The sequence below is a fragment of the Natronobacterium haloterrestre genome, assembly GCF_900112205.1.
GTDB lineage: Archaea > Halobacteriota > Halobacteria > Halobacteriales > Natrialbaceae > Natronobacterium > Natronobacterium haloterrestre.
In genome coordinates this window covers 369265-387419 of sequence record NZ_FOKW01000002.1, presented here as the reverse complement: position 1 = coordinate 387419, position 18155 = coordinate 369265, and the positions used below count along the sequence as shown (strand labels likewise).

Genomic DNA, 18155 nt, shown 5'->3' with positions numbered 1-18155 from the left:
GTGACGTCCCCTCGAGGGTGCCGACGGCGGCGTCGAACGACGTTTTTAGCCCCCCGTCCCGAAGGGGACGGTATGGACCGCAAGGAGTTTCGCGACCTCGCCTCCCCCGCACAAGCGCGGGAGGCAATCGACTCGCTGTCGCTCGAGGGCGGCGTCGAACGGGTGTCGCTCGCCGACGCCCGCGGGCGGGTGCTCACCGCCCGCCTCGACGCAGAACTGGACGTGCCGGGGTTCGACCGGGCGAGCCTCGACGGCTACGCGCTGCGAGCGCGGGACACGTTCGGGGCCGACGAGGCCGACCCCGCGCGCCTCGAGGTGGTCGGCGAGGTACACGCCGGCGAGGAACCCGACGCCGACCTCGAGGAGGGACAGGCCGTCGAAATCTCGACGGGAGCGGTGATGCCCGCGGGTGCGGATGCGATGGTGCCCGTCGAGCGGACCGACACGGAGGGGTCGGACGTACTGGTGCGGACGTCGGTCGCCCCCGGGGACAACGTCATGTTCGCCGGTGCGGACGTGGCCGCAGGCGAGCGCGCGCTGGGGCCCGGAACGAGGATTACGCCCCGCGACATCGGCCTGCTGTCGGCGCTCGGGATCGACGAGGTTCCCGTCCGGGCACGGCCGCGGGTCGGAATCGTCTCCACGGGTGACGAACTCGTCCGCCCCGGCGACGACGTGAACAGCGCCCGCGGCGAGATCTACGACGTCAACAGCTACACGATCGCCGCGGGCGTCGAGGACGCCGGCGGCGAGGCCGTCCTCTACCCCCACGCCGGCGACGACCGCGAGGAGATGGAGCGCGTCCTCCGGGAGGCCGCCCGGGAGTGTGACCTCGTGCTCTCCTCCGGGTCGACCAGCGCCAGCGCGGTCGACGTCATCTACGACGTGATCGAGGAGGGCGGCGAACTCCTGCTTCACGGGGTCGCCGTCAAACCCGGCAAGCCGATGCTGGTCGGTCGCCTCGAGGACTCCGCCTACGTCGGCCTCCCGGGCTACCCCGTCTCCGCGATGATGGTGTTCCGAACCTTCGTCGCGCCGGCGATCCGAGAGGCTGCGGGGCTTCCAGAGCCCGAGGCGGCCACCCTCGAGGGTCGGATGGCCGTCGAGGAGCGGTACGGCGAGGGTCGACTCCGGCTGATGCCCGTCGGTGTCGTGGCCGATGGCGACGGCGAGACGCTCGTCTACCCCGTCGACAAAGGAAGCGGCGCGACCACCAGCCTCGCAGAGGCCGATGGCGTCGTCGAAGTCGACCCCGCGACCGACTACCTCGAGGCCGGCGAGTCCGTAACGGTCCGGCTGTTCTCGCCGGACGTCCGGCCGCCGACCCTGCTCGGCGTCGGCGAAGACGATCCGACGCTGAACCGGATGCTCGACCGTCTCGAGAACCCCAGGTATCTCTCGGTCGGCTCCCGGCCGGCACTGCGGCGACTCCGCAACGGCGTCCCGGACGTGGCCGTCGTCGCCGGTCCGCTCGAGCGCGAAACCGAGGTCGACGCCGACGCGATCGGCGGCTGGGACCGCGAGTGGGGGCTGCTCGTGCCGCCCGGCAACCCCGACGACGTCTCCGGGATCGCGGACCTGGTCGACCGCGACCTCCGCTTCGTCAATCGGACGACCGACTCCGGACTGCGCGCGAGCCTCGGGGCGGCCGTCGCCGATCTCGCTGAGCAACGCGGCGTCGACAGACACGAGGTCGTCGAGGCGATCGACGGCTTCCAGGTCGCCCTGCGGGCCCACGAGAGCCCCGCCCGGAAGGTCATCGCCGGCGAGGCGGACGCCGGCCTCGGGCTCGCCGAAACCGCGGACAGGCTCGACCTCGAGTTCGTCCCCCTCGGCGACCAGCAGGTGCGCGTCCTCGCGAACCCCGACCGCGTCGAGAAAGCGGGCGTACGCGAACTCGAGCGGACGCTGGAATCGAATCTCGAGTAGGTCCCTCGTCGGATCCGTCGGAATCCCTGACGGTTAATAAGCCGTGAAAAGCGATTTTTGGTCCTCGGCGGTGTACGTGTCGTGATGTCGACGATAGCGGAACTCCGCCTATCGGCCGCGGACACGACGCTCGAGGAGACGTTCGAGCGCGCCCCCGAGGTGACGGTCGAACTCGAGTCGTCGGTCTCGAAGAACCGGCCGTCCCTCTGGGTCACCGACGTCGGTCGCGAGCGGATCGAACGGGCGTTCGACGTCGATCCGTCGGTCCGGTCGTCCGAACTGCTGGTCGAGACCGACCAGCGACTGCTGTTCGACGTCCGGTTCGCCGAGAACGAGGGGCTGAACAGGCTCTACGACGAGTTGCTCGTCGACGGGAGTTCGCTGCTCGAGGCCTGGGGATCGAACGGCTGGTGGCAGATGAAAGTCCGGTTTCCCGACCGGGACGGGCTCTGTGAAGGGTACGACCGCCTCGTCGACCGAGGGATCGACGCCGACCTCCGGCGGGTTAGCGACGTCCCGGAGCAATCGGAGGTCGACAGCCGGCTGACCCCAGAACAGCGGGAAGCCCTCGAAGCTGCGCTCGAGTACGGCTACTTCGAGATTCCGCGCCAGGTGTCGATGGAGGAGCTGGCGAACGAACTCGGCATTTCACACCAGGCACTGTCGGAGCGGTTCCGACGCGCCTACGAAACGCTGGTCAACGACGAACTCGAGTCGGCGAGTCGACCGCCGTAGCTCACGCGAAGTAGGGGTGGTCGAGTTCGTCGAACGAGCGGACGCGGTAGTCTCCGAGCACGCACTGGCCGCGCCGTTCGTGGCCGATCCGCTCGACGTGGATGGCATCCAGTCCGGCGTTCCAGGCCGCGCCGACGTCGCAGGCACCGTCACCCGCCAGCACGCCGCGGTGGCCATTGTGGCCCACGCCGAGGTCGTTCATGACCCGCTGGACGGGCGTCGGGTCCGGCTTCCAGCCCGTCTCCTCGGTACAGCAAAGCCGGGCGTCGAACCAGTCGCGGATGCCGAGTTCGTCCAGGACGGGTTCACAGAGGAACTCCTGGCAGTGCGTGACCAGGCCGACGGGTTCCTCGAGGTCGCCGACGAACTCGGCGTCCTCGTGCAGGAAGGTCTGTTCGGCCCGGACGTAGGGGTCCTCCTCGGCGTGGAACGCCTCCCAGAACTCCCCGGGATCGAGCCCCCACTCGCGGAGCTGGTGGTCCCGGGAGCCGGTGAGCCCGTTCCAGATGATCTCGGCCTCGCGGTCGCTGAAGCGGTATCCGAGCCGGTCACCGACCCGGTCGAACACGTCGCGGGTGTACGACCACTCGACGTCGACCAGCGTGCCGTCGAGGTCGAGCAGCCAGAAATCGTACTCGGAGACCATCGGGACACACAGCTACGGGTTTGCGAAGTTTATGTGTACCGATCGAGGGCACTGCCGTCGGTCACGAGCCGTCGGTCACCCGGATGCTCGAGCCGAGATACTTCGAGAGCACTTCCGAGACGTGCTCGGCGTTGAACGTCTCGAGATCGGCCGCGATCTCGCGTTTGAACGCCTCGTAGTAGGCCTCGTCGGTCCGGAGTTCGCTGAAGGCGACGGATTCGACCTCGAAGGGGAGCCCGCCTGCGGCGTCGGTCCCCGCCGGGTCGGCGTCGTCGCCGCCGAGCCACTCGGCCGCGAGCCGTCGCGCGTACTCCTCGTCGGCGACGTCGCCCCGCCAGAGCGTGGTCCGGAAGAACAGCCAGCCGTCGGCCCCCGGTTCGGGCGCATCCCGGTGGACGGTGAGTTCGGTCCGGGCCGACGCCGGATCGATCGAGACCGACGGCGCTTCGCTCTCGAGGCGGACGGTGACGCGGAAGACGTAGCTGGCGTGCATGGGTACAGTGTACTAGATCGGTGCGGGTGTGCGTTTCGCCGGCATCGCCCGGTCGCGACGGGGACTTCCCTCGAGCCCCCTCGAACGGTTCCCGTCGCCGCTCAGGCCTCGCGCTCGGACTCGATCAGTTCGGCCATCTCGACGTCCTGATCGGTAATGCCACCCTCCTCGTGGGAGGTCAGCCGGATCTCGACCTCCTTGTACCGGATGACGATCTCCGGGTGGTGGAACTGCGATTCCGCGATCTCGCCGACCATCTGCGCGAAATTGACCCCGTGAAGGTAGTCGTCGAACTCGTAGGTACGGACGATTTCGTCGCCGTCTCGAGTCCACTCGTCGGGCAGTTGTGCGTCGATCTCGTCGTCTGAGAGTAGGTCGGCCATATCCGTGTCAACGCAAGCCAACCAGATAACGATTATGCCAAGGTCGTCCCGGCCGACAATTAAGTCGAACCGGCAGGAAACAGCCGTCAGAACCGACAACGCGTCGGGGGCGTTCGTATCAATCGTCGTCGGTCACGTGGATGAGGTCCGTGCCCGCGGTCTCGGCCTCGCCCTCCGACTCCATCGCGTTCGCACCCGCGTCGAGCAGGGCCGCGACCTCGACGTCGTCGCCGAAGTGCGGATCGAACAGCTGTAAGGCGGTGTGAATCGTCTCCCAGTCGTCCTCGGCTGCCGCCTCCCGCAGGCTCGTCGTCGGCGGGGCGAGCAGTTGAGACACCAGCGTATCCGCCATCGACTCGACGACCTCGCGCTGGGAGGGAGAGAGGTCGTCGTCGAGCCTGGACAGCGCCTTCTCGAGTTCGCGTTGCTTGATCCGTTCGGCGGACTCGTACATCGCGGCGATGGCCTCGTCGGCCCGCGCCCGCTTGTACTGTTCGAGGAGGAGGTCGAACTCCCGTTCGACGATCTCCTCGACCTCGCGGGCCGCCTCGGCCCGCTGCCGTCTGGTCCGTTCGGTGACCGACTCGAGGTCGTCGAGGTCGTAGACGGCCACCGTCGGGAGGTCGGCCGCGGCGGGCGCGACGTCGCGGGGCTGGCCGAGGTCGACGACGACGCGTTCGACGTCGGCCTCCGCTTGCGCCGTCGGTTCCGAATCCGAGAGATGGCCGGGTTCGATCACCGGCTCGTCACTTCCCGTCGCCGCGACGACGATGTCGGCTTCGGGTGCGGCCGACGGCACCGATTCGAGGGAAAGCGCGCTGGTTCCAGTGTCCCCGTCCTCGTCGGCACCGGCGTCGCTCGCCAGCTTGTCCGCGAGCGCTTCGGCCCGCGCGAGCGTTCGGTTCGCGACCGACAGCTCCGCGACGCCGGCATCGGCGAGGCTCCGCGCAGCGAGCCGGCCCATCTCGCCCGCGCCGACGACCAGTGCGGCCGCACCCTCGAGGTCGCGTTCCTTGGCGGCGAGTCGCGTCGCCGCCGACCCCAGGGAGACGACGCCTTCGTTGATCTCGGTCTCGGTGCGGGCACGTTCCCCGACGTGGATCGCCTTCGTGACGGCGGGGTCGAGCATCGGGCCGATCCCGCCGGCGTTCCGGGCGTCCTCGTAGGCGTCACGGACCTGCCCCATGATCTGGTCTTCCCCGAGCACGACCGACTCGAGGCCGGCCGCGACCCGCAGGAGGTGTCGAAGACTCTCGTCGTGGCCGGTCCTGACGATCGCGTCGTCGTCGACGCCGGCGAAGAACTCCTCGAGTGCGGCCCGCCCGACCGCCGCGTCGGGACCGACGACGTAGGCCTCGACCCGGTTACACGTCGAGAGGACGTATGCTTCGTCGATCTCCGGCAGCGAGCAGAGGTCGGCAACCGCGTCGCGTTGCGCGTCGGGGCTGGCGTCCGCGAGGTCGTCGACACTACCGCTGTCGTGGGTGACCCGCGCTGCGCTGATGACGCCGGTACCCGTCACTCCCGGTCACCTCCCATCCCCGTTCCGGTGTCGTCGAGTTGCTCGCCGAGCACGTCCTCGATCACTTGCTGGCGGTTGGAGTCTCCACTACGTAAAGTTGTCCAAACTTCCGGCGATCTGGTGACGTCGGTAACCACCTCCCGTCGCCGCTCCGGCGACACTCCCCGCGACCGCAGTTCCGTCCGCAACTCCCCACAGAGCGTCGCCATCTCGCCGGCGCCCGCCAGGGTCTCCTCGAGTTCCTCGCGGAGGTACTTGCTCACGGCGGGGGCGGTCCCGCCGGTGGCGACCGCGACGACGACGGGATCCTCCCTGACCGTCGCCGGAACGACGACGCGGCCGGGATCGCCGTCGCCCGTTCCGGATCGATCCGCCCTGTTCACGAGCGCGCCACGCTCGCGCGCGGCCTCCCCGATCGCGTCGTTGAGCGTCTCGTCGTCGGTCGCCGCGACGACGAGGGTCGGAGTCGTCCGCTCGAGCCAGTCGCCGACCTCGTCGGGATCGGGCGCGGCCCGGATGCGGCTGACGGTACCCGACCGATCGGTACTGCCGTTCCCAGTCTTCACCTCCACCTCCACCGCCACCTCCTCGAAAGCGTCCGTAAACGCCGGACTGACGACGATCACCTCCGCTTCGCGGGCGAACCGGCGGGCCTTGCGTGCGCCGACGCTGCCGCCGCCGAAGACGAGCACCGTCGCGTCCGTGAAGTCGTGACCGAGGGGGATCATGTCGTGTCTGGTCGCGTGTTCGCTTCGACGCGTTCGGTCAGTCGAATCCCCGTCTTCTTCAAGATTCGCGTTGAAAAGAGCGTCTCCCAGTCGTCATCGCGTACGTCGCCGTACTCGGCGACGGTCTCGCGGACACGCTCGATCCGCCGGCGACACTCCCCTTCGGAGCGACCGTGGACCATCGCGAAGAGGTTGTACGACCAGACGCCCTCGTGGCGCGGCCGCTCGTAACAGTGAGTGACGAACGGAAGCGACGCGACGGCCGGCCCGACCTCGGAGACGAGGTCGTCGGGGACGTCCCAGACCGTCATCCCGTTTTCCGTGTACCCGAGCGCGTAGTGGTTCGGCACGACGCCGACCCGGCGGATCTTCCCCTCCCGGTCGAACCGCCGGATCGTCTCGCGAACCCAGTCCGGATCGCGGTCGATGGCGGCGGCGACGTCCGCGTAGGGGGTTTCCGAGAGCGGCAGTCCGTCCTGTACCTCGAGAACGAGGTCGCGTTCCGCCGGCGAGAGGGGACTCGAGGCGTCCGCGGGCGTGTCGCTCGAACTGGGCTCGTCGGCCCCCGGACCGATCTCGAGCGACTCGTCCGACAGCGGCCCGTCGACCGGGAACCGCGCCTCGAGTTCGAACTCCCGTCGCTTGGGCATCGCGTACGTCTCGCGGCCCGTCGCGGCCTCGATCTCGGTCAGCACCTCCGGAACGCGGTCCGCGTCCGCGACGGAGACGACGAACCAGAGGTTCAGCTCCGGGTGGTCGCGTTCGTAGTTGTGGGCCACCTCGCGGCGGGCGTTGATCGTCTCCGCGATCTCGTCGACCCTGTCGTCGGGTGCCGACGTCGCGGCCAGGACCGCGGTCCCGCCGATCGCCTCCGCGTCGATCAGCGGCCCGAACCGGGAGAGAACCTCCCGCTCCGACAGGTCGCGGATCGTTCCGAGCACCTCCCCTGCGGAGACGTCGACGCCCCGCGCCCGGAGGGCGGCAGCGGCGGGTTCGAACGGCCGTGCCGCGACCGGGAATCCGCCCTGGAAGGCGTTGACGACCGCCCGCTCGCGCTCGACGAGGGCGACGTCCGTGTCCATACGCGCCCCTCGGGAGGCGGTACCTAAAAACAGCCCGGCGACTCCAGCGCCGTGGGAGACGGCCGCGTGCGTCCTCAGTCGCCCTCGACGCCGGTCACGTCGAAGCCCATCTCGCGAACGTCCTCGAGGATCGCCTCGTGGTCCGCGCTGGCCCGGTAGTAGACGACGATGTCGAAGCTCCCCTCGCGCAGCAGCTGCTGACACTCCCAGACGAACTCCTCGTCGTCGAGGGTGAGCCCCTGGTGCTGGTTGGAGGAGAAATCGGGGTCGTCGTTGCCCGAGTAGACGAAACAGTCGGTCGGATCGTAGCCGGAGTGTTCGGCGATGACGTCCCCGACGTCGATCGTCGCCTGCATCATCTTGACGTCGTCCTGACCGTCGTAGTCGGTGTGGACGATCGCGCCGTTGAGATCGATCTCGCCGGGCTCGAGCAGTGCCTTCGTCCGCTGATAGAGGTCGTCGTCGATCGTGTCTGGCATTGTCGATACGAGAACCGCCGCACGGATAGCCGTCACGATTCGATCCCGGGGCCTGTGGGCCGTATGAAGGGTGTAGTAACGATTGTGGAGTACCGGACGGTCGGACAGTTCTGCGACGCGACGACAGGAGGGCGTCGGTATCGCAAGACCATGTCGACCCGTCTCATTGGCGGAAAGTAACACGCAAAACACATAGTCGTCGGCCCCTTCCTTTCGGCCGATGAAGCGGTGGCTCCGTCAGCGCGCCGACGCGATCTACGAGCGGGTCCTCTCGAGAGAGATCTCCGGTGCACCGACCCACGTCGCGGTGATCCAGGACGGAAACCGCCGGTACGCCCGTCGGCGGGGCGGCGACGCCCCCGAGGGCCACCGTGCGGGCGCACAGACGACCGAGCGCGTCCTCGAGTGGTGTCAGGACGTCGGCGTCGAAGAACTGACGCTGTACGCGTTCTCCACGGAAAACTTCGAACGGCCCGACGAGGAAAACGAGGAACTGTTCGACCTCCTCTGTGAGAAACTCCGCGAGTTCGCCGATGCCGACCGCGTCCACGAGAACGAGGTCGGCATCCGGGCGATCGGCGAAATCGAAATGCTCCCCGAGCGCGTCCAGGAGGCCGTCGACTACGCCGAACGGCGCACCAGCGACTACGACCGGTTCGTGCTCAACATCGCCCTCGCCTACGGCGGCCGCTCCCGGCTGCTCGAGGCCGCCCGCGACGTCGCGACCGAGGTCGATGAGGGCGAACTCGAGCCCGAGGAGATCGACGTCGAGACGATCGAACAGCGGCTCTACGACCAGCCCGTCCGGGACGTCGACCTGATCATCCGGACCGGCGGCGACGAGCGAACCTCGAACTTCCTGCCGTGGCACGCAAACGGCAACGAGGCCGCGGTCTTCTTCTGTACGCCCTACTGGCCCGAGTTCTCGAAGGCGGACTTCCTCCGGGGGATCCGCACCTACGAGCACCGCGAGGAGTCCTGGCGGCGCACGCGGGCGCGCCGCGCGCTCGCTCTACTGGGGGCGCTGGGCGACACGGAACTCCCCGAAGCCCGCTCGGTCGTCGACCGGTTCCGGGACTCGCTGCCGACGGGCGAACGGCCCGCCGAGGACGAGTTCCCGGTCGGTGAGGACGGCGACCTCGAGGGCGAACCGATCGCGGACTGACGGCGCAGTGGCCGGTCGCGCTCGAGAAGCCCGGACTATTATATCAGCAGGGGAGAATTATCGACCGTGTGTAACTCTGCCTTCCAGACTGCGGTCGTCCTCCTGCTCGGTCTCGCCGCCGTCGTGGTTCTCGGACCGGTCCCTGCCGCTGCCAGTCCTGCCGGGACTGCGACCGCCGATACGACCGAGGAGAACGCGTCGCCGTCCGTCACGTTCTATCGTGCAGCGGACGTCGACGGCGACGACCTGCAAAGCGCCGACGACATCGAACGTAAAATAGCGGACGGATCGATCGAAAACGCGGCCGTAATGCTCGAACGCGAGACGCTGGTCGTGGCGATCGACGACGAACGGGTGGCGTCCCACCACGAACCGGCGAACGACTCCGACGGTTCGGACCCGGCGACGTCATCTACCGGTCGGTTTTTCGCCTCGCTCGAGGAGGAGAACGATGGACACCTTCGGCTCTTCCAGACGAACCCGACTCCGGAAACGCTCCGGACCGAGATACCGCTCGGACCCGAGAACGCCACGGCGTATCGAAACGCGAGCGTGACCTACCTCGTCGTCGATCCCGCGGTGCCGGCCGCCGACGATCGGTCGGTCTCACACCGAGACAGGTACGGGATCGCGCTCGGGTCGACGTACAGACCGTACCCGATGGACGAGCCCGTGGAATTTCACGAGTCGAAAGCCGACGTGCTCCACCTCTCGAGCGGCGACCCGCTCCCGACCGAAGCGGTCCGACGGGAGGTCGAAATCAACGTCCCCGGCGACGGGGACGCCGAACCCGAGATCCGTCTGGAACTCGACGGCGAGAACGGAACGGAGACTCGCACCGTTCCCGTGACGGCGGTCCCCTGGTCCGACCACCACGGGTTCTCGGCGGACCTCTCGACCGTCGAACCCGGCACCGAATACGAACTCGAGTTACGCTACGACGGTGACGTCGTCGACTCTTATTCCGGGGTCGTACGGGAGCCAGGGGCGACCGTCGAGGTCGCCGAGGTGACCGAGACGACCGTCGACGGCGAACCGACGCGCGAGTTGACCCTCGACGTCGGGACCACCCACGGCGGAGCGATCCTGGTGACCGGCCCCGATCGGGAGCAACTGTACTACAGCGCCGGACTCGAGCCACAGGACGACCGTTCGACCGAAACGTTGCGGATTCCCGGCGAGAACGGCCGACCGACGCTGCCGGTCGACGAGGAGATCCACGTTCACCTCGAGCGCGAACACGCCGCGGTCGAGTCGACCTATCCCATCGGCTCGCCTGCCGCCATCGTTCCCGGAGCCGAGAACGCGACGGAACGCGAGGGGATGTCCGATAAGGACGGGACGTCGGAGGGGACCGACGGTAGCACGGAGGACCGGACGGAGTCGGAATCAACAGCCGACGTGACGGATGCTGAAAGCCCTGCCGACGACGTTCCCGGGTTCGGCGTCTCGACGGGCACCGTGGCCGCACTGCTGGTCGCGCTGTCGCTTCTCGTCCGACGAATGGAAGACTGAACGGACGATCACCATCACGTCGAGGCTACGTGTTGGCGGATTCCGTGACGATCGCAACCAGACGGGACGGGCTGGCGGGCCCGCGCGAGGATTGCCGCGTTGCTCGAGGCGCGGTTGCAACCGAATCTGAACGCTCACAGCCGTGCGAATCCGAACGAATTCTAGACGGAATGTGCACCGAAGCCGGAGGGAGTTCGACCCGTTCTTGAAAAATCTATTTTCCCGACGTAGCCGTCCGCTCAATCGGTATGCCCGAGACAGACACGACGCGACGACGGCTCCTACACGGCGTAAGCGGCGCGACGATCATCGCACTGGCAGGCTGTCTGGGAGGTGACGGTGACGGCTCCGACGGCGACGCGATGGACGACGGTTCCATGGACGACTCGACCGACGACACCATGGCGGAATCGACCGCCATGGACCCGAGCGACGCGCCTCGAGCGGAGATCGATCGGTTCAGCGAGGACGCGGGGACGTTGATGGTCCGCGACGAGACCAACGATCTCCCCGAACCCGACGCGCCGATCGACTTCGACCAGGGTCCGTTCGTCACCCAGGGATTCGGGCCGGACGGCGAACCCGTCGAGTACTACAACTTCGACGTACAGCCGACCGACCCCGCGCCCATCTACGCGTTCTTCCGGGAGAACGGCGACCCGGTCGAGGACCAGCTCAACGTCGTCGGCGTAGTTCCCGGCGACGAGGGGTACAACGACTTCTGGCACGTCCACCGGGTGACGGTTCCCGACGACTACGAGGCCAACGCGGTGACGAGCGCGGCCGAACTGATGGACGGCGACTTCGAGATCACGCCCACGGAGACGATCAAGAACTGCCCGATCGTCCCCGACGGTTCCAGGGCCTCGAAACGCTACGGCTACGGGGACGGGGACGGGGACGGAGACCAGGAACTGGTCGAGGGCTGGTACGACGGGACCGTCGTCAGCTACTTCCTTTTCGAGGAGCGCCCGCTCGAGGCGACCGACGACGGAACCGTTCCGACCACACCCATCTACGTCTCGTTCGACGTGAACCCCGACGAGGACGGCGGCGGGCCCCAGTCCGGGTTCATGACAGAGGAGATGAGCGAGCAGACCCACAACGTCGTCGCCTCGCTGCCGGAGGACGAGGGGTACTCGCCGCTGTGGACGGTCACCGTCTACGACAACGAGGAGTTCGGGGACGTTTCGGACCTCGAGTCGGCGACCGATGCAACCGTCCTCGAGACCGACACCGCGACCGTCAACTGCCCCGTCGTCTCCGGGGGGATGGGGTGACCCGATGACGACCTCTCCGTCCCGCAGGGAAGTCGTCTTCGCGGCCCTCGCCGGCCTGACCGGCGTCGCCGGCTCCTACGCGGTGACGGGCTACTCCCGCGAGTTCCTGGTCGCCCCGATCGACGACGCCGTCGTCAGGGCCACGCCGGGCCCGATCGTCGCGTGGATGATACAGAACGTCGGCGAACGGGCACATCTCCTCCACATCGCGCTTTCGTTCGCCATCGCCGTCGGGTTGCTCGCCGTCGCCGCAGTCGTGGGACTCCGCGTCGCTCGGCGACTGGACCGACCGGCGGTCGGGGTCGGCCTGGCCGGCGTCGCCGCGTGGGGTCTGACGGCCTCGATCACGGCCGAGCCACTGCTCGCGATCGGTGCCGGGGTGCCCGTACTGGCGTTTGCCGCCCTCGGTGCAACGCCAGTCGCCGCTCCCGAACACGATCCGTCGCGGCGGCGCGCGCTCGTTTCGGGCGTGAGCGCGCTGGCCTTCCTCGCCACGGCTCTCGGCTTCCGTCGATTGACTGCCGACGACGACACCGCCGGCGGCGAACCCCTCGAGGAGATCGAGGGAGGAAACGAGAGCGAAACGACGGACGACGGGGACGACGAAGCGACGCTGATGGAGCAGGCCGAGGCGAACGCCCTCGACATCGAGGGCGACGTCCCGGGGCTCGTGAGTACGTTCGACGAGTTCTACAACGTCGACATCGCGGATTCGACCCCGAACTCTCGCCCGACGACTGGTCGATGACCATCACCGGGGAGGTCGGCGACGACACCACGATCACGTTCGACGAGTTGACCGGGATGCCGACCGAGCGCCGGTTCGTGACCCTCCGGTGTGTCGGCGAGGACCTGAACGGCGAAAAGCTGGACACCGCCGTCTGGACCGGAACGCCGATCAAGCCCCTGCTCGAGGAGGCCGACCCCGAAGGCGAGTGCGGGTGTGCGATGCTCCACGCGGCGGACGATTACTTCGTCCAGTTCCCGATCGAGGCCCTCGAGGACGGCTTCCTCGCGTGGGGAATGAACGGGCGGTCGCTCCCCCAGTCCCACGGCTACCCGGTTCGCGTGCTGATCCCGGGTCACTGGGGAGAGACGAACGTCAAGTGGCTCCAGGAGATCGAACTGCTGAACGAGGAGATGGACGGCTACTGGGAACAGCGCGGCTGGCACGGCACCGGCCCGGTGAACACGGTCGCCAAACTCTGGAGCGACACCGTACTGGACGACGGGACGATCGAGGTGGCCGGCCACGCCTATGCGGGGACCCGGGGCATCGAACGCGTCGAGGTGTCGACGGACGGCGGCGACAGCTGGGCGGACGCCGAGCTCTCGGAACCGCTTCCGGGCGACGACGTGTGGCGGCAGTGGCGCTACGAGTTCGATCCCGACGGCAGCCACGAGGTCGTGGTACGGGCGACCGACGGCGAGGGGGAGCTCCAACCCGAGGAGCGATCGGAGTCGTTCCCCAGCGGCGCAACGGGGTGGGTCAGCAGGACCGTAAACGGATGACCGCCGGACTCATAGTGCCTCGTTACGAGACCACGCACGGATGGAGAAGGCACTCTGGTACCTCCTCGTCGGAACCCGCGGCGGTGAGAACCGTGCACGCATCATCGCCGCCCTCGACGAGCGACCCCGGAACGCCAATCAACTCGCGGAGTGCCTCGACGTCGACTACAATACAGTGAGACACCACCTCGATATGCTACAGGAACACGACGTGATCGAGTCCGGCGGCGACGAGTACGGGAAGCTGTACTTCCTCACCGACCGGTTCGAGCGACACCGCGAGGAGTTCGAAACCGTCCTGGAGGCGATGTGAATGGAGACCGCGATGGGTCCCTGGCTGATGGTCGCGACCCTCCTCTCGGGAGCGAACGTACTCCTCCTCGGGGTGCTTACGATCATCTGGATCCGGAACTACCGGACCTTCGGCTCCGAGATGACCGCAGGGCTGGCCGTGTTCGGGGTCGCGATGCTGCTCGAGAACATCGTCGCGATCTATTTCTTCTTCAGCAGCGGGATGCTCTACGCCGACTCGCCGGGCGTCCAGCAGTCGGTCGCAACCCTTCGAGCCTTCCAGACCGTCGCGCTGGCCTTCCTGACGTACGTCACCGCGAAGTGACGTCGGGAAACGGCTCCGCGGGCTATCGCCCGAACCGCCGCGACCGGTTACAGTACTCCCGTACCGCCCGCAGGAAGTCCCGCTTGCGGAAGTCCCGCCAGTTGACGTCGGTGAAGTACAGTTCCGAGTAAACCGACTGCCAGATCATGAAATCGGAGAGTCGCTCCGCGCCGGTCTTGATGACGAGATCGGGCTCGGAGGGGAAGACGAGGTGCTGTTCGACCGCCTCGTCGTCGATCTCCTCGGGCTCGAGGGTGCCCTCGTCGACGCTTTCCGCCAGCGTCCGCACTGCGCTGGTAAACTCGTGTTTGCCACCCAGTCCGATCCCGACCCGGATCGGCGCGTCCGCGGGCGCCCGGTCGTCGGGACCACGAACGGCCACCTCCCGCGGGGCGTCGATCGTCTCGAGTTCGCGCCGCAGGGCGGGGACCGCCTCGGAGTCGAGGACGCTCACGTAGACGGTCACCAGCGAGGCGTACTCGGTCGCCCACTCGAAGAAGTCCGCCAGCGTCTCGTAGGCCCCGTCCTCGAGCAGGTCGCGTTCGGTGATGACCAGGGCGACGTGGTCGGGGGGATCGGCCTCGTGGCGGCGAATCCGGAGGGCGAGGTAGCGTTCGTACAGACCCACACCGCCGGATATCCCGCCCGGTATCATACGCGTTACGTTCTTTGCCACGCGACTCCGGCCTCGACGCGCTCGAGCGTGTGAATCCTGCCCTCACAGCCAGGACAGAAAGCTGCGAGAGGCCGGCGCTGTCGCCCGAAAACCCGGTCGATACGAGTTCGGGAACCTTCAAGTAAAGCCGACAGAAAGAGACCGATATCGTGACAGCACCCGTTCGGCGAGCCGGCGTCTTCGCGGCACTCTGTACGCTGTCGCTTGCCGTTCCGCTCTTCGGACCCGAGGTCGCGGGGGCACTCGCCGCTGCGTTGTTGCTCGGCGCGTTCGTCGTCACCGACGGCCCCCTCTTCGATCTCCTCGCCTACCCGGGGGACTACGAGGACGGTCGCCTCTACGGCCTGCTCACGTTCGTTCTCGCGGGCGTCGCCCTGGGACTGCTCGCCGTCGGGACCGCGATGTCGACGGCCATCTTCGTCGGGACCGTTTTCCTCGTCGGCTACGGAAACCTCGGCGAACAGGCCGTCCGCCTGCGAACGGACGACGACGTGGCCCACGTGATCGGCTTCTCGGTCGCGGCGACGGCCGCCGGCGTCGTCGGCCAGTCCGGAACCCTCGCGGTCGACGCGTCCGTCGCAGCCGTCGAATCGGCGCTCCCACGGGTCGTCTTCCTCGCGGCCAGCGGGGCGCTCCTCGCCGCCCTGCTGCGTACCGTGTTGTTGCTCTACGACGACCCCGTGGTCATGCTCTCGGTCGGCCTCCTCCTGTGGCTGCTCGCGGAACTCGAGCCCGCACTCGGGGCCGTCGAAATCGTCGCCGCCCTCGCGGTCACGGTCGCGCTCGGCTACGTCTCCTACGCGCTCGAGACCGCCTCCGTGGCTGGGATGCTCACCGGCGTCCTCCTGGGGCTGTTGACGATCGTTCTCGGGGGGTACGGCTGGTTCGTCGTCCTCATCTCGTTCTTCGGGATCGGCGGCCTCGCGACGAAGTTCCGATACGAGCGGAAACGGGACCTCGGCGTCGCCGAGGACAACGACGGTGCACGGGGCAGCGGCAACGTGTTGGGGAACGCTGCCGTCGCGCTCGCCGCCGTGCTCGGATACGCCGCCAGTTCAGCGACGCTGCTGCCCGCGGATCCCGACCCACACCTGTTCCTGTTCGCCTTCACCGGCTCGGTAGCGACCGCGATGAGCGACACGCTCTCGAGCGAAATCGGGAGCGTCTTCGAGACGCCTCGGCTGATCACGACCTTAGAGCCCGTGGAACCGGGGACCGACGGCGGCGTCACCTGGCAGGGGGAACTGGCCGGTCTCGCGGGCGCGACTGTCGTGGCCGGGATCTCCTTCTGGCTGTTCCCCGAGGTCGATACCGTCGGCGCGGCTATCGTGGTCGCGGCCGGCTTCGTCGGAATGACCGTCGACAGCCTCCTCGGGGCGACGCTCGAGGGACGGCTGCTCGGCAACCAGAGCGTGAACTTCCTGGCGACGCTGTCGGGCGCGGTGGTCGCCGCGCTGCTCGTCGTCTCGTTCGCGGCGTTCGGGTGACGAGCAGTCGTGCGCGTTGCTTCCGCTCAGTTGTCAGTCGCCAGTCGCTGATCCCCAGTCGCCGATCCCCAGTCGTCAGTCGTCCGCCGGCCTCCCGACACCCTCCCCGGAGCGTCGTTGGCCCGTGCACTCGGTCGAGTTCGAGTTCGAATTCGAGTTCGGGGACGTCGCCGGGTCTCGGTCCTCGCTGGCGGGCGTCCGAACCGGCCGCTCCTCGAGCGACCGTCGCTGCGTCCCGCCAGCGGCGTTCGTCACCGCGAACGTCATGAGAATCCATGCGCCGAGAAACAGCCATGCCGCCGCCGGTGGTGGTGACATACTCGGCGGTCGATCCCGACGAGCTATCAACCTCTCGAACCGGAATCGGCGGGCGAACGGTTCTCGAGTCACGGGCGAACAAGTGACACAGCGGTAGCGTAGCGGTTCGCGTCAGCCGTCGTCGGAGTCGCCGCCCGTCGCCGGCGCCTCCGCAGCGATGTCGTCGACCGCGTGGATCCGCACGCTCGTCGGCCGCTTCGTGAACTGACCCAGCGAACGGGCGACGATGCGATCGACCCCACGATCCGCCGCCAGATCGAGCAGCCGCTGACTCAGGATGCCGTCGAGCAGCACCGTCGTCGGAACCGTCTCGAGGTCGTCCAGGGCGTCATACGCGTCGTTCGCGTCCGCCTCCTCGAGGGCGTCACCGTCGGCGTCCAGGAACCGGACCCGATCGGTGCCGTCCCGAACGACCTCTTTCGCGTGTCCGTAGACGGTTTCGGGTGTCGCCTCGGCCGCGTCATCCGCCTTTCCTTCGTCCTCGGTATCGGCCGGCGATTCCGCCGTTTCCGTCGTCTCCGTCGACGATCGGTCCTCGTGGACGCCGCTCTCGGAGCCGACCGACGCGTCGCCGCCGGGCCGGGCACCGACCGTCGACGGCTGGCGGGAGGTCGGGGTGGCGAACTCCGTGTCGGCCCCCGTCTCGCCGTCGGCGTTCGGCTCCGCCGAACGCGTCGACTCGGCCCTTGACGGCTCCGCATCCGCTTCGCCGGCGGTCGGCGCCGGCGTCGTGCTCCCGTCGGTGGCCGCGATGGCTTCCCGGGGCTCGTTCAGTCCCGAAACGGTGTCGTATGGCACCTTGTTCCGGAGCGCGGTGAACAACTGGTGGTGGTCGAGGTCCTCGACTGACTCGCCCGACGGCGCGAACGCAACGTAGTCCACGTCCCCGACCTGGGCCAGTTCCTCGAGGATGAGGTCTCCGCCGCGGTCGCCGTCGAGGAAGGCGGTCACGGTCCGGTGACGGGTGAGTTCCGCGACGGCGTCCGGAACGTTCGTCCCCTCGACCGCGATGGCGTTTTTGATGCCGTACTTCAGCAGCGTGACCACGTCGGAGCGACCCTCGACGACGATGATCGCGTCGCTGTCGCTCACCCGCGGGCCGGCAGGGAGCCCCTCGTACTCGGTGATGTCCTCGACGCGGACGTGCTGGCGGACCTCCGCGAGGATCTCCTCGGAACTCATCACGCTGTCGTCGAATCCGGTCTCGAGCAGTTCCTTCGCACGCTCGACGACCTCCTTGCGCTTTGCGGCCCGGACGTCCTCGATCTCGGTGACCTCGAGGTCGGCCCGACAGGGCCCGACCCGGGTGATCGTCTCGAGGGCAGCGGCCAGCGTCGCGGTCTCGACTTTGTCCAGGCTGGTTGCGATGGTGAGGTGGCCGTGAGACTGGCCCGCGGTGCTTGCTATTTCGACGTCGATACGACCGACTTTCTGAGACTGGCGGAGGTCCCGGAGATCGAGTTCGTCGCCGAGCAGGCCTTCCGTCTGACCGAAGATAGCGCCGACGACGTCGCTCCGCTCGACGACCCCGTCAGCCGTGACGTCCGCGTGAATGAGGTATTTCGAGGTGTCTTCCATTGGAGATCCGT

General features: G+C 68.0%; 18 protein-coding genes and 1 pseudogene. 9 read left to right on the top strand and 10 right to left on the bottom strand.

Annotated features, from left to right (window positions below):
* The first annotated feature begins 72 nt into the window (after positions 1-72).
* Complete coding sequence (locus BM113_RS05920; protein ID WP_089786198.1) at positions 73-1929, top strand: molybdopterin biosynthesis protein; 1857 nt, start codon at positions 73-75, stop codon at positions 1927-1929.
* Positions 1930-2013: 84 nt separating this feature from the next.
* Entirely contained in the window at positions 2014-2664 is a 651-nt protein-coding gene (locus BM113_RS05915) for a helix-turn-helix domain-containing protein (RefSeq protein ID WP_007140041.1), read from the top strand.
* A 1-nt stretch (position 2665) separates the two neighbouring features.
* Here the strand turns inward: BM113_RS05915 and BM113_RS05910 are convergent, their stop codons facing one another.
* The 7 genes from BM113_RS05910 to BM113_RS05880 all read right to left on the bottom strand — a co-directional run bounded on the left by BM113_RS05910 (position 2666) and on the right by BM113_RS05880 (position 7997).
* Entirely contained in the window at positions 2666-3310 is a 645-nt protein-coding gene (locus tag BM113_RS05910) for an HAD family hydrolase (protein WP_007140042.1), read from the bottom strand.
* 61 nt (positions 3311-3371) lie between these two features.
* Positions 3372-3803 carry an LWR-salt protein gene (lwrS, locus tag BM113_RS05905; RefSeq protein WP_007140043.1) on the bottom strand — a complete coding sequence of 144 codons (432 nt, stop codon included), beginning with the start codon at positions 3801-3803 and terminating at the stop codon, positions 3372-3374.
* Between the two features lie 101 nt (positions 3804-3904).
* The gene (locus tag BM113_RS05900; RefSeq protein WP_007140044.1) at positions 3905-4186 is read right to left on the bottom strand and encodes a 4a-hydroxytetrahydrobiopterin dehydratase; all 282 of its coding nucleotides are present in this window, start codon (positions 4184-4186) and stop codon (positions 3905-3907) included.
* 118 nt (positions 4187-4304) lie between these two features.
* On the bottom strand, positions 4305-5708 hold the full coding sequence (hemA, locus tag BM113_RS05895) for a glutamyl-tRNA reductase (protein WP_089786196.1): 1404 nt from the start codon (positions 5706-5708) through the stop codon (positions 4305-4307).
* Positions 5705-6436, bottom strand: coding sequence for a precorrin-2 dehydrogenase/sirohydrochlorin ferrochelatase family protein (locus BM113_RS05890; RefSeq protein ID WP_089786195.1), 732 nt, complete (start codon positions 6434-6436; stop codon positions 5705-5707). Before BM113_RS05890 ends, hemA begins: the two co-directional genes overlap by 4 nt.
* Positions 6433-7518: a siroheme decarboxylase subunit beta gene (gene ahbB / locus BM113_RS05885; protein WP_089786193.1), complete on the bottom strand. Its 1086-nt coding sequence runs from the start codon at positions 7516-7518 to the stop codon at positions 6433-6435. Before ahbB ends, BM113_RS05890 begins: the two co-directional genes overlap by 4 nt.
* A 74-nt stretch (positions 7519-7592) precedes the next feature.
* Positions 7593-7997, bottom strand: a complete 405-nt coding sequence (locus BM113_RS05880) for a DUF5778 family protein (protein WP_007140048.1) — start codon at positions 7995-7997, stop codon at positions 7593-7595.
* Positions 7998-8217: 220 nt separating this feature from the next.
* Here BM113_RS05880 and uppS point away from each other — a divergent pair, with 220 nt between their 5' ends.
* The 6 genes and pseudogenes from uppS (at position 8218) to BM113_RS05850 (ending at position 14085) form a co-directional block, all read left to right on the top strand.
* A complete protein-coding gene (uppS, locus tag BM113_RS05875) occupies positions 8218-9162 on the top strand; it encodes a polyprenyl diphosphate synthase (protein WP_089786191.1) in 945 nt (314 codons plus the stop codon).
* A gap of 66 nt (positions 9163-9228) precedes the next feature.
* Positions 9229-10677, top strand: coding sequence for a hypothetical protein (locus BM113_RS05870; protein WP_245757982.1), 1449 nt, complete (start codon positions 9229-9231; stop codon positions 10675-10677).
* A gap of 248 nt (positions 10678-10925) precedes the next feature.
* Positions 10926-11957 (top strand): hypothetical protein, encoded by a 1032-nt coding sequence (locus tag BM113_RS05865; protein ID WP_089786190.1) that lies wholly within the window; start codon positions 10926-10928, stop codon positions 11955-11957.
* Between the two features lie 4 nt (positions 11958-11961).
* Positions 11962-13469, top strand: a pseudogene (locus BM113_RS23010) (molybdopterin-dependent oxidoreductase).
* A gap of 40 nt (positions 13470-13509) precedes the next feature.
* The gene (locus BM113_RS05855; protein ID WP_089786188.1) at positions 13510-13782 is read left to right on the top strand and encodes a winged helix-turn-helix domain-containing protein; all 273 of its coding nucleotides are present in this window, start codon (positions 13510-13512) and stop codon (positions 13780-13782) included.
* Positions 13783-14085: a DUF8036 family membrane protein gene (locus BM113_RS05850; RefSeq protein WP_089786187.1), complete on the top strand. Its 303-nt coding sequence runs from the start codon at positions 13783-13785 to the stop codon at positions 14083-14085.
* Positions 14086-14107: 22 nt separating this feature from the next.
* Here BM113_RS05850 and BM113_RS05845 read toward each other — a convergent pair whose 3' ends face one another.
* A complete protein-coding gene (locus tag BM113_RS05845) occupies positions 14108-14713 on the bottom strand; it encodes an undecaprenyl diphosphate synthase family protein (RefSeq protein WP_089786185.1) in 606 nt (201 codons plus the stop codon).
* Positions 14714-14910: 197 nt separating this feature from the next.
* On the opposite strand from BM113_RS05845, the gene BM113_RS05840 reads away from it, so the two are divergent.
* Positions 14911-16248 carry a DUF92 domain-containing protein gene (locus BM113_RS05840; RefSeq protein ID WP_007140056.1) on the top strand — a complete coding sequence of 446 codons (1338 nt, stop codon included), beginning with the start codon at positions 14911-14913 and terminating at the stop codon, positions 16246-16248.
* Positions 16249-16323: 75 nt separating this feature from the next.
* Here BM113_RS05840 and BM113_RS05835 read toward each other — a convergent pair whose 3' ends face one another.
* Positions 16324-16566, bottom strand: coding sequence for a hypothetical protein (locus BM113_RS05835; protein WP_143095810.1), 243 nt, complete (start codon positions 16564-16566; stop codon positions 16324-16326).
* A 111-nt stretch (positions 16567-16677) separates the two neighbouring features.
* Positions 16678-18144, bottom strand: a complete 1467-nt coding sequence (gene dnaG, locus BM113_RS05830; protein ID WP_089786181.1) for a DNA primase DnaG — start codon at positions 18142-18144, stop codon at positions 16678-16680.
* Positions 18145-18155 lie beyond the last annotated feature (11 nt).